This is a genomic window from Shinella sp. M31, assembly GCF_049199205.1.
Taxonomy (GTDB): domain Bacteria; phylum Pseudomonadota; class Alphaproteobacteria; order Rhizobiales; family Rhizobiaceae; genus Shinella.
Map to the genome: position 1 here is coordinate 1 of NZ_JBLZPH010000047.1, position 12725 is coordinate 12725.

The window sequence follows — 12725 nt, forward strand, 5'->3', positions numbered from 1 at the left end:
GGTGATGCGGGCGGTGCGAGCGATAAGCGCATCGATGAACTTGTCGTAGATGCTGGCTTCGACGAAGCAGCGCGAACCGGCAACGCAGGTCTGCCCCGCCGCGGCAAAGACACCCGAGACAACGCCGTTGACGGCGTGCTCGATCTCGACATCGCCGAAGACGACATGCGGTGATTTTCCGCCGAGTTCCATTGAACAGGGTACCAAGTTCTGCGCGGCATTTCCGGCAATGCGGCGGCCGGTCGCGGTGCTGCCGGTGAAGACATATTTGGCGACGCCCGGATGGCGGGTCAGCGCTTCGCCGGCGCTCTTGCCGGTACCGGTGACGACGTTGACGACGCCGGCCGGAAAACCTGCTTCATGGATGAGTTCGGCGAGCGCCAGCGTCGAGGCGGTCGCGTGTTCCGACGGCTTGATGACGACGGTGTTGCCGATCGCCAGACACGGTGCCAGCGTACCGGTCAAAAGCATCAGCGGCGAATTCCACGGCGTGATCATGCCGACGACGCCGAGCGGTTCGCGCAGGTTGAGGTTCAGCGTATCCATCCGGTTGATCGGGATGGTGTCACCCTGCAGCTTGTCGGCCATGCCGGCGAAGTAGTGATAGCTATCCGGCATCGAGCGCATCTGCGCCCGGGTTTCCTTGAGCAGCTTGCCGTTGTCGCGTGTCTCGATTTCGGCAAGCGTATCGGCATTGGCGCGGACGAGTTCTGCGAGCTTGCGCACCAATGCGCCGCGGTCGGTCTGCGTCATGCGCCGCCAGGCTGGATTGCGGAAGGCGGCATTTGCGGCCGCAACGGCCGCCGCGACATCATCGGCATCGGCTTCCGCCAATTCGTACCATGGCCTGCCCGTGGTCGGATCGTAGCTGGCAATATAGTTGCCATTCTTCGGCGACACGAATTCGCCGTTAATGAACAGGCCCTGGCGCGAGCCTTCGATGGAGCTGACTGACGTCTTCATCTCATTGTCCTTGGTCTTGGGAGGCTTGGGTCCAGGCGTGGGCTTCGCCGTCGATCATCGCGACGCGGCCGCCATCGTCTGAATCCATATAGATGCCGAAGCGGCCCGCCTGCCGCTCGCGCACATAGCGGCGCAGCATCGAGCGCAGTTCGTGGGTGGCGATCGCTTCGTAGGGCAGATCGTCGATCGGGAAGAAACGGAGATCGGCGGGCAGGCTGATGTCGGCGCCTTCGCCCGCCAGCCGGGCGCGGTAGACGAGATAGCCGGGATCGCTATCGGCAACGTCGAAGACGGAGTAGAGGAACGTCTCCTCGGGAACGAGACGCAGCGCATCGCCGCCTTCGACGACCAACTGGCTGTCTGCCTTGCGACGGCGAGCCGAGGGCAGCACCCAGCCGCCTTTGCCATCCGAGCGCAGCAGCAGACCGTCGCCCGCCTCGATCAGATAGCCGATGATCATCCCATGCGAGGCGAGCCAGCCCGATGGCAGCGGATCCTTGACGCTGGCATAGCGGCCCCGGCAGAAACCCAGTGGCGCGGACGGGCTGGTGCCGAAGGCGCGAACCTGGCCGATCAGAACGGAGTGATCGCCGGCATCGACGGTGTTATAGGTCGTGCAGTCGAACCAAGTGAGGCTGTCAGTCAGGACAGGCGCGCCTGTATGGATATGATCGTGATTGACCGACTGGAACTTGTCGGGAGATTTCGAGGCGAAGGTGCCCGACACATCCACCTGGCCTTCATGCAGGATATTGACGGCGAAGCGTCCGGCATTGGTGAAGGATTGATAACTGGATGCCGATTTCGCGACGCAAACCAGAAGCAGCGGCGGATCGAGCGAGACCGAGGTGAAGGAATTCGCGGTCATGCCGCGCGGCGTGCCGTCCTCGTCGCGCGTCGTAATAACGGTGACGCCCGTCACAAAGGTTCCGAAGGCCCGGCGCAGGGCGATCGGGTCAATCGGCGCATCCGCCTTTGCCGCTGTCTCCGCCATGCTGTCTCGCCTCCCTGTCGTTGTTGATGGGAGGCTAGCGCTGCCGGTTCGGCCGTTCTTCCCTTGCTTCGACGGAGCGAGTGGAAAACTTCTGCTGCGATCCGTAGGAGACCGAAAATGGCCGCGCGAAAGCGCTGGAAACCAGGATAGAGCCGGGGGAAGAGTTACTTTTCAGCACTGACGCGGTTGTCGATGACGCCGTGCAGGCGGATTGCCAGCTCGACGGCAAAGCGCTTCTCGGGTGTGTCGACATCGACGCCGAACAGCTCCTGAATGCGCGACAGGCGATAGCGTAGCGTCGTCACATGCAACCCCATCGTATCGGCGCAGGCCTGGCTGCGGCAGCCCTCCTGCAGATAGGTGGAGAGTGTTTCGAGATAGGGCGTCCCGTTTTCGCGATCATGCTCGGCAATGACGCCGACGCTTTCCTGAACGAAGCTGCGGACATCGCCCGCTTCAGAGGCCGCCACCAGCATCGGAAGCGGCCCGAAATCCTGCGCAGAAACAGCACCCGTCAGGCCGAAGGAACGGCCGATGCGGATCATCCGGCTGCAGCGTTCCCAAGCGGCGGGATAATCGGAAAGCGCCGCGCAGCGATTGCCCGCGACAACAACAGGCGGTTCGTCGAAATAGCGGCCAAGCTCCTCGGCGATACGGCGCGTCAGCTTGACCGTCCGCTCCTGCCTTTTGCTGGCATCATAGGGCACGAGGCAGACGACACCGCCATCGATGGCGATCAGGTTTGCCTGCAGCGAAGCCTGCTGCATGATGCGGGCGAGCGTATGCTCGACATCGACGGAAGCACCACCGAAAGCCTTGGTCTTGTCGGGGAAATCGACGACGATCATCTGCTGCGGCTGCGCAAAATTCAGGCCCAACCGTTGGGCGCGCTGTGCGACGTCGCCGGCATTGCGCCACCGGGCTTCGACGATCTCGAAGAACAGCTCGGTCTGGGTGCGGGTCTCGAACCGGAAGCGGATGAAGCTGCGCATCATCTGCACGCTGAGCGCAAACTTGGCGCTGTCGAGCATCAACAGATCGAGGTCGCTGAATTCGCGCGAGGTCGGGAAGATGATCAATGCGCCGACCAGTTGATTATCGACCGTCAGCGGCTCGATGCGCGCAGAAATCTTGAAGCGTTGCGCGCCGTCATCGAGAAACAAGCTCTCAGCATCGGTCGTGCCACAATCGACCGCCTCGCGCGCCGCCTTCATCAGCGGCCGGGCAAGCGTCGTGGCTGCTACCTCCTGCCAGGAAGCCTCGTCATAGAGGGCATTCGGCGAACGCCCTGCGATGACTTGATTGGCGGTGAAATCGACGACGATGGTCGGATTGGGTAGCATCATTCCGACCATGGCCGAGAGCGGGGCGACGGCGCCGTCGCTCAAGACATGTTCAAGCAACGAGGTATGCGCCTGCAAGGCCCGCTCAAGCCGCTGTGCCGCACGCTTCTCGGCTTCCAGCCGATGTTCGCGCTCGACGGCGATGGCGCCCATATGGATAATCGCCCCGAGAAAAGCGAGGTCGTCTTCGGAGACTTCGGTGATCTGGCGCGAGATGACGCTCAGCACCATTGGCCGGCCCTCAGCGTCCTTGCAGTTCATCGGCATCACGAGAACGGTGCGGTAGTCCCGCTCGAAGGCCTCCTTGCGGTAGCCGGGAAATTCGACGGACTCGCGGGCGTCGCGGATATAGACGGGCTCGTTGCGCTTCAGGGCGATCAACGACGGGCTGGTCGCCAGCTCCCACCTGTCCGGCAGCTGCCGCTCAATCAGCGTCGGGTCGTGGCGGACGATCACATAGGCATAGCCATGCGCGGCATCGATCCCCATGATCGAACCGAGCGACCATTGGGCATGGCGGCAGGCCGCCGCGATCAGATGCTGCAGCACCGTCTGGAGATCGCCGCCGCTGTTGATCTGGCTTGCGACGTCGCGCAGCGCCAATATCTGAAACGTCTGATTCAAACTGCCTCGCCCTCCAACTGACCGCATCATGCGCGCGCGTTCAGCGGAAATCTACTCCGTTTCGATGGAAGCCGAGGCCACGCAGTTCCGCCGAACAGAGGAAGACGTTCACCGTTTAGCCGCTAGGCTTCTGCGAGTTTCAACATTTCGCATCGGCGCAAGGCATGACACTCGGCATCAGAAAAATTTCGACCTTCCTGGAAGAGACCCTCGTCGAGGGCGGCAAGGCGGCTCCGCGTCCGGTGACCATGGTCGTCGTTGCCGCGGTGATCCAGAACCCCTGGGCAGGACGTGGTTTTGTCGAGAACCTGCGGCCGGAGATCATCCGCATTGCCGGCGAACTCAGCCATGAGATGACCAGCCGCCTGCTGCGGCAGATGGACGCCGACAAGATTGAGGCCTGTGGCAAGGCGGCGGCAACGGGCATCAACGGCGAGATCGAGCACGCCTCGGCGATGATCCACACGCTCCGCTTCGGCAACCCGTTCCGCGAGGCGATCGGCGGCACCAACTACCTGGAATTCGCCAATACCCGCAACGGCCCCGGCGCGCTTCTATCGCTGCCGATGATGCACAAGAGCGAGAGCGGCAAACGCTCGCACTTCCTGACCGCCAACTTCCTGATTGCCGATGCGCCTGGTCCGGACGAGATTGTCGTGGCAATCGGCGCCGCTGATGGCGGCCGACCCCATGCCCGCATTGCCGATCGCTTCCAGGATATTGCCGAGATGGAAGCCGAGGCCGCTAAGGTCCAGCGAGAAAGAAGTTAAACGCCATCGACCTCAGAATTCTCGATGCGATTCAGCGCGATGGCCGCATTACCAAACTTGCTTTGGCAGAAAAGGCCGGCCTCTCGCCCACGCCCTGCTGGATGCGGCTGCGCAAGCTTGAAAAGGCTTGGATTGTCACCGGCTATCATGCCTGTATCGCGCTTCGCAAGATTGCCCCGGTCGCGAGCCTCATGGTCGAGGTCACTCTCGCCAACCACCGGCATAGCGATTTCGAGCGCTTCGAGCGGGTGATCGGGGCATTCCCGAGATCCTTGGGTGCTGGTCCGTTGGCGGCAATGCCGATTACTTCCTCCGCATCACCGCACCTGACATTGAGGCCTATCAGCGGTCCGATGTTGGGATATGGAAAGGCGAGCGGATATCAAAGGGACGAGTAGCGTTTGGTTTCCTCAAGATTGTCGAGCATGAAGGCTTCGAGGTCGGCACACTCGAGGTTGAGGCACCCGAGCTGCCGCATCAGACCAGCAAGCTCGTCGTTGAAGATCTCCATCGCCCGGTGAACGCCGCCCTGGCCGAAGCCCGCCGCACCATAGAGGAAGGGCCGGCCGGCGAAGATATAATTCACACCGCAGCACAGAAGCGCCAGAAGATCCGACCCGCGGCGCACCCCACCGTCGAACATTATGGGGAAATCCGCTCCGACAGCCTCGCGAATGGCAGGGAGGCAGTCGATGGAGTTGACGGCGCGGTCAAACTGTCGTCCGCCGTGATTGGAAACGATGATGGCGTCCGCGCCCGCTTCGCGCGCCATGCGCGCGTCTTCGGGATGCAGGATTCCCTTGATGACAAGCGCGCGCGGCCAGAGCTGGCGGAACTGCCGCAGATGATCCCATGTCTGCAAGGCATAGCCGTGTTGGATAGAGAACTTTGCGACCTCGAGCCCCGAGGCCCCATTGGGAAGATACGGCGCCCAGTTCTCCATGACCGGAAGGCCCCCCGCAAGCAGATATCGCAGGGTCCAGGCCGGATGGAGCAAACCGTCTAAGACCGTTTTGGGCGTGAATTTCGGCGGGATATCGATCTCGTTGCGGATGTCGCGCTCCCGCTTCGCTGCGACCGGAATATCGACGGTCATGACGAGCGCGCCGCATCCGCAGGCTCCCGCTCGGTGGATCATGTCGCGATTGATGGTCTCATCGGCCGTCGTATAGATCTGGTACCAGAGGTTTTCGCCGGCGATGCGCGCGGCCGCCTCCATCGAGGACACGCTGACGCCGGACATGATGTAGGGGACGTCGAAACGCTTGGCGGTCTCAGCAAAGAATAGCTCAGCCTGCGGGCGAAACAGCCCGGAGTACCCCATCGGCGCGATGCCCAGCGGACCCGCGAAGCTGCGCCCCAGCACGTTCTTCGAGATCGAGCAGTTGGCGACATCGCGCAGGTAGCGCGGCATGAAGCGGAACCGGTCGAAGGCGGTTCTATTGTCTGAAAGACCTCGCTCGTCTCCCGCGCCGCCGGCAATCCAGTCGTATAGCATCCGGGGCAGATAGCGACGCGCGGCCTGCTCCAGATCATCGGTGTTCACGATCCTGTCGAGCGGCGATCTGACCATTGTTCTTCCATACAGTTCGGCTTCGGACGGTTCGCCATCCGGTGCTGTGACCTTACCTGACAGCGTCAGATGACCTTGCCCGGATTGAGGATGCCTTTCGGGTCGAGTGCGCCTTTTAGGAGGCGCATGGTAGCGAGTTCGGCCGGCGTGCGCGAGTGATGCAGGTAATCGCGCTTGGCAACGCCAATGCCGTGCTCGGCGGAAATCGATCCGCCGTAACCTGCGATGAGGGCATAAACGAGCGCGCGGACCTTGCCCTTGCCCTGAGGCGTCGGCAGGCCTGTCGTGACATGCAGGTTGCCGTCACCCAGATGACCGAGGACGTGCAGCCCGAGATTATCCGGCACCTCTTCATCGAGGCGGCGCTGCACTTCGTTGACGAGCGCCTCCATGCTGGCAACGGGAAGGGAGACGTCGAAGTCGACCATGGTCTTGAAGAGCAGCATCTCGGCTTCGAAATCTTCGCGGATCTTCCACAGCTCGGAGCGCTGGCGCGACGAGGTCGCGATCACCGCATCGGCGATAAGACCGGTTTCCAGCGCCTGGCCGACCACCCGCTCGAAAAGCCGGGCGTCCTCCTCGGGATCGAACCCTTCGGATTCGCACACGATGTAATACGGATACCGGCCTTCGATCGGCGAGCGGCCGCCGAGAAGCGCGTCGACATTGAAATGGAAGAATTCGGCCCACATGATTTCGAACGACGACAGCGTGCCGTGCAGATCGCGACGCATCAGCCCGAGCGTCTCGGCGACCGCGTCGAAGCTCTCGAAGGCGAGCAGCGCGGTGTTGACCGACCGCGGCGCCGGATGCAGCTTGAGCACGGCCCGGGTAATGGCGCCCAGCGTGCCTTCGGATCCGATGAAGAGATGCTTCAAGTCGTAGCCGGTATTGTCCTTTGTGTAGGGCGTCAGATGGCTCAGCACCGTCCCATCGGCAAGCACGCATTCGAGCCCGAGAACCTGATCACGCGCAACGCCATACCGCAGGGCCTGAAACCCGCCGGCATTGGTGGAGAGCGCCCCGCCGATCATCGCGCTTCCCCTCGCCCCGAAATCGAGACCGAAACGCAGGCCCTCGGCCGTGCAACGCTGCTGGACGGCCTCGACCACAGCGCCGGCACCGACCTCGATCGTCATGCCCTTGCTGTCGGGCGCGCCTATATGGTTGAGGCGCTCGAGCGAGATCAGCAAGGTCTTGCCATCCGATTGCGTGGCGCCGACGAGGTTGGTGCGCCCACCCTCGAAGATGACCGCCTGCGAATGCTTGTGGCAGAGCGCCAGAATCGCGGAAAGCTCGACCGTGTCGGCAGGTTTTACAAGGCCAAGCGCCTGCGTCGGGGTGTTGGTCCAGAAATCCTGTGGCCGGTTATGTAGCGTCGTTGCGTCGATGACATTGCGCGCGCCGACGATTTGCCGTGCATCCTCAAGATCGATCATATGCCCTGCCCTGTCGAAAACGCTGCCAAATCCCTGACCAGGCCGCGGCCGGACGCCTGGATGAACCCCATGTCCGAGCCGATGGTGAAGAGGCCATAGCCCATCTCGGTCAGTTCCGGAATGGCCGAGATCGCCGACACGTCGATGGCCGCCAGCTTTCCCGCGCGTTTTACGGCATCGGCCGTGCGCTGCAGCACATCACGCATCTCGCGCCCGGACCGGCCAATCGGCAGGCCGAGGGACGACGCGAGGTCGGCGGGTCCGACGAACAGCACGTCGAACCCCTCGACGGCCAGGATGTCCTCCAGGTTGGCGAGGCCCTTGGCGCTTTCCAGCTGCAGGATCAGGGTCGTGGCGTCATTGGCTTCGGCAAGATAGGTCTCGAAAGCCTCGTAGTAGCCGGATGCCCGCCATGGGCCGATGCCTCGCATGCCAGCCGGCGCGTATTTGCCTGCGGCAACGATTGCGCGGGCTTCCTCGGCGGTCTCGATCATCGGCACCATGAGGCCCGATACGCCAGCATCAAGCGCGGCCTTGATTTCGGCTGCCGACTTCGACCACGGCCGAAAGATAGTGGGCGTCCCATGCAGTTCCGCAGACGGCAAAAGGCTTGCCAGATCCTGCACGCCAATGGGCGAATGCTCGCCATCGAGAAGCAGGAAGCCAAACTGCGACCGCGCCATCAGTTCGATGACGGTGGGATGGGGAATGCCGACCCATGCACCGAAAATAGGCTGGTCGCTGCGAAGTCGCGCTTTGAGGCTCTTGGCCAGAGTGAGTGGCATTGGATTGCTCTTTGAAATCAGGATCTGGAAAAGGCGGTGTTGTCCTGGCCCTGTCGGGAGAGCCGGGCAAAGACCTTGGTGATGACCATCGCCATGAGAATGTAGACGGCGGAAATCAGAAGAAGAGGCTCGTAGGTCAGGTATGTCTGCTGGCGCACCTGGGCTGCCACCGAATAGACATCGATGACCGTGATGGTCGCCACCAGGGGGGTCGCCTTCAGTTGGAGGATCGTCTCGCCGGCGAGCGTCGGCATCGCCCGTTTGAAGGCCTGCGGCAGCCAGATGCGGCGAAACGTCAGAAAACCAGACATGCCGTAGGCCCTTGCCGCATCGAGCTGGCCTTTCGGCACGCCCTTGAAGGCCCCGCGGAAGACTTCGCCCTCGTAGGCGGCATAGGAAAGGGTGAGGCCGAGGAACGCATAAGGCCACGCCTGCCGCAGGATAGGCCAGAGGGCAGAGTCGCGGATCCAGGGGAACTGCGGAAACAGCGATCCGAGCCCGTAATAGAGCAGCCAGAGCTGGAGGAGCAGCGGGGTTCCGCGAATGACGGTGCAGAACGCACGCGCCGGCAACGCAAGCCATCTCGGGCCGACGACCTGCACCAGACCGATGGGGATCGCCAGCAGCATGCCGAGCGAACTGGTGACGACCACCAGAAGCATGGTCATGCCGAGGCCGCGCAGCAGCAGGGGATAATAGGTTACGAGCCAGTCCCAGCGCATCTGCAGCGCCGCATAGGTACCCAGGAGAAGCGCGGCGATAACGGGCGTCAGCGTCCCGGCATCCAGCCACCGGCGCCGGTCGCGGGCCTGCGCTTCAAGAACACTCACATCCAGCCGGCTAGACATGGGCCACGCCCCTCGTTACCCGGGCTTCAAGCCGGCGTGACAGCAGGTTGGAGACCATCGTAGCGAGCAGATACATGCAACCGGCCGCGAAGAAGAAGGTGAAATAGGCCTTGGTGGTACCGGCCGCCTGACGGGTTACCTGCGTCAGTTCGCCGAAACCGAGAACGGCTAGCAAAGCAGTGTCTTTCATCGCGATCAGCCATAGGTTGGAAAGCCCCGGCAAGGCGAAGGGCAGCATGGCAGGAAGCGTGATGCGGCGAAGCGTCAGCCACGACGACATGCCATAGGCCTGCGCCGCCTCGATCTGGCCGCTCGGAACCGCAAGGATGGCGCCGCGGATCACCTCGGTGGAATAGGCACCCTGGACCACGCCCAGTACGACAATGCCGGCAATCGCACCGTTGAAGTCGATCTTCGCCTGGCCGAGGGTCGTCAGGATGCCGTTGATGATGTCGGCGCCGGCGAAGTAGACGACGAGGATCAGCACCAGTTCGGGCACCGAGCGGACGATCGTGGTGTAGAGGTCGAGGGCTTGGCGCGTCACGGCACCGCCCGAGAGCTTGCCCAGCGCACCGACTATACCGATCACCAGCCCGAGGGCGAAGGCGCCAAGCGCGATGGTGAGTGAACGCGCCAGGCCGACGAGCATGGCGCTTCCCCACCCTCCCGTCGTCAGCAGCGCAATGCTGCCGCCGGCGGGAGACCAGATCATGTCGAACAGTTCTTTAATCGTCGTTCTCCAGCATCTTCCGTGGAAAGGCGAAGCCTGCCTAAGCCTCAGTCGCCGCCGTAGATGTCGAAATCGAAATACTTCTTGGTGATGGCGTCATAGGTGCCGTTCTTGCGAATGACCGCGATGGCACCGTTGATTTTCGCCTTGAGCGCATCATCCCCCTTGCGCAGTCCGACGCCATATCCCTCTCCGAGCGTCGAGGGATCGCGCTTGAGCACACCCTTGGATTCGCAGCACTCGGCTCCGGATGCCGACTTGAGGAACTCGTTCATGGCGACCACACCGTCGATTGCGACATCGATGCGGCCTGCGGCGAGGTCCTGGTAAACCTCGTCCTGGGTGTTGTAGCCACGGATTTCCGACGCACTCGCCCCGAAGTTCTTTTCTGCGTAAGCTTGCTGGCCTGTCGAGACCTGCACACCGATAACCTTGCCATCCATGCTCTCGGGTGTCGTGTCGACAGTGGCGGACTTGGCCGCGACAACGACGGTCGGGACCTCGTAGTACTTGTCGGAGAAATCGATGACCTTGCGACGCTCGTCGTTGATGCGCATCGAGTTCATGATCATGTCGATCTTGCCGCCGAGCAGAGCCGGAATGATGCCTTCCCAGGCGACCGGCGCGCGCTCGCAATCGAGCTTGGCCTCGGCGCAGACGGCATCGATGATCTCGACTTCCCAGCCTGTCCAGTTGCCGTTCGCGTCCGCCACCCAGAACGGAGGGTAGGCTTCAGGCGCGAAGCCGACGCGCGTCTTTTCGGCATGCGCCGTGCCACCCAGGGCGAGCAGGGCACCGGCCATCATTGCAAGCATGTATTTTTTCACGTCATTCCCCTTTTTTAGGCTGTTAGTGGAAGCTTCCCAGAAAACGCGCAAGGCGCTCGGATTTGGGGTTGCCGAAAACATCTGCCGGCGCTCCCGCTTCCTCGACAACACCGCCATGCAGGAACAGGACCTGGTTAGAGACATCGCGCGCGAAGGACATTTCATGGGTGACGAGGATCATCGTCCTGCCTTCCTCGGCAAGCTTGCGGATGACCTTCAGCACCTCGCCGACGAGTTCGGGATCGAGCGCGGAGGTCGGTTCGTCGAACAGCATGACGAGCGGCTGCACCGCCAAAGCGCGGGCGATGGCGCCGCGCTGCTGCTGGCCGCCCGAGAGAAAGGCCGGATATGCATCGCGCTTGTCGTAGAGGCCGACGCGTTCGAGCAGCCGCAGTCCCTCGTCGACCGCCTGCTTTCGATCAACGCCCAGCACATGAACCGGCGCCTCGATGACGTTTTCGAGGAGCGTCATGTGGCTCCACAGGTTGAAGCTCTGGAAGACCATGGCCAGCCGCGCGCGGATGCGGCGCATCTGTGCCTTGGACGCCGGCTCCCTGTTGCCGTAGCCGTCGGGTCTGAAGGCGATCGCCTCGCCGTTCACCCGGATCTCGCCGCCGCTCGGATGCTCCAGACAGTTGAGACAGCGAAGGAAAGTCGACTTGCCCGAACCGCTTCCGCCGATCAGCGAAATCACGTCGCCCTTGTTGGCGGTCAGGCTGACGCCGCGCAGGACTTCGAGATTGCCGAACGTCTTGCGAATAGCGTCCGCGTGAAGCATCTCCATGTTAAACCCCCTCCCGGACAGCTGGATATTCTGCAAACAGGATTTGACTGTCGAATAGAGCTAGTTCAAAGAAGGCCCGCTGTGACTGGCAAAAATACTCATGTTTGGATGAATTCAGCTCATGCGAGATATGCGTCGCTTCATCCCCTCGGGGAACCTGCTCTACGTGTTCGACGCCGCCGCTCGGCTGCAAAGTTTCACGAAGGCCTCCGAGGAACTGAACGTCACGCCGGCGGCAATCAGCCATTCGATACGGCAGCTCGAAACGGGATTGGGCGCTTCACTCTTTCACCGCAAACATCGCCAGCTGCAGTTGACCGACGACGGCGAGAAGCTCTTTCGTTCGGTGGAAAGCGGGCTCGACCAGATCGAACGCACGGCAATCGAAATCCATTCGACCGCGGCATCCGACATCAAGGTCTATGCCTCGATCACCGTGGGAACCTACTGGCTCCTGCCGCGGATATCGACCTATCCCAGCCACGATGCGCGCATCGAGATGCAGCTCTATAATTCCGACAAGAAACTGGACCTACCGGCAGATGGCGTCTCTATGGCGATCACGAATGGTCGAGTGGATTGGCAAGGCTACGAGGTGCTGCCCTTCACGGCGGAAACGATGTTTCCGGTCTGCAGTCCGGGTTATCTCGAAAAGCACGGCCCGCTGTCATCGCTTGCAGATCTTCCGGCCCACAATCTCTTGCATCTCGACAGCCACTATCACGAAGGCGCGACATGGCGGGATTTCCTCGCCCCTTACGGGCTGAGCTACACCCTGCCGGGGGGCGTCTCGACATTCAACAACTATATCCTGGTGGTTCACGCCGTGCTGTCCGGGGCGGGAATAGGCCTCGGCTGGCAGCATTCCGTCGGAGACCTCGTCGCGAGCGGCGCCCTGGTGCGCCCGTTTAACGAATCCCAGACCACCACGAACGATTTCTTCCTCGTCTACCGCAAGGCTCGCCCCCTGACGCCGAGGGCCGCTGGCGTTCGCGATTGGCTTCTGGGCCTGGGTTCGCTAGGCTCATGATCGTTGTCCATTAAA

12 protein-coding genes and 1 pseudogene are annotated in these 12725 nt (G+C 62.2%); 3 read left to right on the plus strand and 10 right to left on the minus strand.

Going from position 1 to position 12725, the window contains the following annotated elements:
* From ACOZKU_RS06920 to ACOZKU_RS06930, 3 genes are all read right to left on the minus strand, one after another.
* Positions 1 to 963: aldehyde dehydrogenase family protein (locus ACOZKU_RS06920; RefSeq protein WP_421578233.1), on the minus strand; the 963-nt coding region annotated here is incomplete at its 3' end.
* Between the two features lies 1 nt (position 964).
* On the minus strand, positions 965 to 1957 hold the full coding sequence (locus ACOZKU_RS06925) for a flavin reductase (protein ID WP_421578234.1): 993 nt from the start codon (positions 1955 to 1957) through the stop codon (positions 965 to 967).
* Between the two features lie 164 nt (positions 1958 to 2121).
* On the minus strand, positions 2122 to 3924 hold the full coding sequence (locus ACOZKU_RS06930) for a helix-turn-helix domain-containing protein (protein WP_421578235.1): 1803 nt from the start codon (positions 3922 to 3924) through the stop codon (positions 2122 to 2124).
* 164 nt (positions 3925 to 4088) lie between these two features.
* On the opposite strand from ACOZKU_RS06930, the gene ACOZKU_RS06935 reads away from it, so the two are divergent.
* Complete coding sequence (locus ACOZKU_RS06935) at positions 4089 to 4694, plus strand: amino acid synthesis family protein (RefSeq protein WP_421578236.1); 606 nt, start codon at positions 4089 to 4091, stop codon at positions 4692 to 4694.
* Positions 4695 to 4699: 5 nt separating this feature from the next.
* Positions 4700 to 5043, plus strand: a pseudogene (locus ACOZKU_RS06940) (Lrp/AsnC family transcriptional regulator); the annotation flags it as partial.
* Positions 5044 to 5076: 33 nt separating this feature from the next.
* Here the strand turns inward: ACOZKU_RS06940 and ACOZKU_RS06945 are convergent.
* From ACOZKU_RS06945 to ACOZKU_RS06975, 7 genes are all read right to left on the minus strand, one after another.
* Positions 5077 to 6267, minus strand: coding sequence for an alpha-hydroxy acid oxidase (locus ACOZKU_RS06945; protein WP_421578237.1), 1191 nt, complete (start codon positions 6265 to 6267; stop codon positions 5077 to 5079).
* Between the two features lie 65 nt (positions 6268 to 6332).
* Positions 6333 to 7706 (minus strand): FAD-binding oxidoreductase, encoded by a 1374-nt coding sequence (locus tag ACOZKU_RS06950; RefSeq protein ID WP_421578238.1) that lies wholly within the window; start codon positions 7704 to 7706, stop codon positions 6333 to 6335.
* Positions 7703 to 8491: an HpcH/HpaI aldolase family protein gene (locus tag ACOZKU_RS06955; protein WP_421578239.1), complete on the minus strand. Its 789-nt coding sequence runs from the start codon at positions 8489 to 8491 to the stop codon at positions 7703 to 7705. Before ACOZKU_RS06955 ends, ACOZKU_RS06950 begins: the two co-directional genes overlap by 4 nt.
* A 17-nt stretch (positions 8492 to 8508) precedes the next feature.
* The gene (locus ACOZKU_RS06960; RefSeq protein ID WP_421578240.1) at positions 8509 to 9339 is read right to left on the minus strand and encodes an ABC transporter permease; all 831 of its coding nucleotides are present in this window, start codon (positions 9337 to 9339) and stop codon (positions 8509 to 8511) included.
* Entirely contained in the window at positions 9332 to 10051 is a 720-nt protein-coding gene (locus ACOZKU_RS06965) for an ABC transporter permease (RefSeq protein ID WP_421578241.1), read from the minus strand. The genes ACOZKU_RS06960 and ACOZKU_RS06965 overlap by 8 nt, the downstream gene beginning before the upstream one ends.
* A gap of 65 nt (positions 10052 to 10116) precedes the next feature.
* The gene (locus ACOZKU_RS06970) at positions 10117 to 10896 is read right to left on the minus strand and encodes a transporter substrate-binding domain-containing protein (RefSeq protein ID WP_421578242.1); all 780 of its coding nucleotides are present in this window, start codon (positions 10894 to 10896) and stop codon (positions 10117 to 10119) included.
* 22 nt (positions 10897 to 10918) lie between these two features.
* Positions 10919 to 11680 (minus strand): ABC transporter ATP-binding protein, encoded by a 762-nt coding sequence (locus ACOZKU_RS06975; RefSeq protein WP_421578243.1) that lies wholly within the window; start codon positions 11678 to 11680, stop codon positions 10919 to 10921.
* A gap of 121 nt (positions 11681 to 11801) precedes the next feature.
* Here ACOZKU_RS06975 and ACOZKU_RS06980 point away from each other — a divergent pair, with 121 nt between their 5' ends.
* Positions 11802 to 12710, plus strand: coding sequence for a LysR substrate-binding domain-containing protein (locus ACOZKU_RS06980; RefSeq protein WP_421578244.1), 909 nt, complete (start codon positions 11802 to 11804; stop codon positions 12708 to 12710).
* Positions 12711 to 12725 lie beyond the last annotated feature (15 nt).

Bases quoted from the DNA above. Each gene is read 5' to 3' on its own strand.
- ACOZKU_RS06950 (WP_421578238.1), bottom strand. From the start codon at position 7,706: ATGATCGATCTTGAGGATGCACGGCAAATCGTCGGCGCGCGCAATGTC.
- ACOZKU_RS06945 (WP_421578237.1), bottom strand. From the start codon at position 6,267: ATGGTCAGATCGCCGCTCGACAGGATCGTGAACACCGATGATCTGGAG.
- ACOZKU_RS06980 (WP_421578244.1), top strand. From the start codon at position 11,802: ATGCGAGATATGCGTCGCTTCATCCCCTCGGGGAACCTGCTCTACGTG.
- ACOZKU_RS06955 (WP_421578239.1), bottom strand. From the start codon at position 8,491: ATGCCACTCACTCTGGCCAAGAGCCTCAAAGCGCGACTTCGCAGCGAC.
- ACOZKU_RS06925 (WP_421578234.1), bottom strand. From the start codon at position 1,957: ATGGCGGAGACAGCGGCAAAGGCGGATGCGCCGATTGACCCGATCGCC.
- ACOZKU_RS06960 (WP_421578240.1), bottom strand. From the start codon at position 9,339: ATGTCTAGCCGGCTGGATGTGAGTGTTCTTGAAGCGCAGGCCCGCGAC.
- ACOZKU_RS06965 (WP_421578241.1), bottom strand. From the start codon at position 10,051: ATGATCTGGTCTCCCGCCGGCGGCAGCATTGCGCTGCTGACGACGGGA.
- ACOZKU_RS06975 (WP_421578243.1), bottom strand. From the start codon at position 11,680: ATGGAGATGCTTCACGCGGACGCTATTCGCAAGACGTTCGGCAATCTC.
- ACOZKU_RS06935 (WP_421578236.1), top strand. From the start codon at position 4,089: ATGACACTCGGCATCAGAAAAATTTCGACCTTCCTGGAAGAGACCCTC.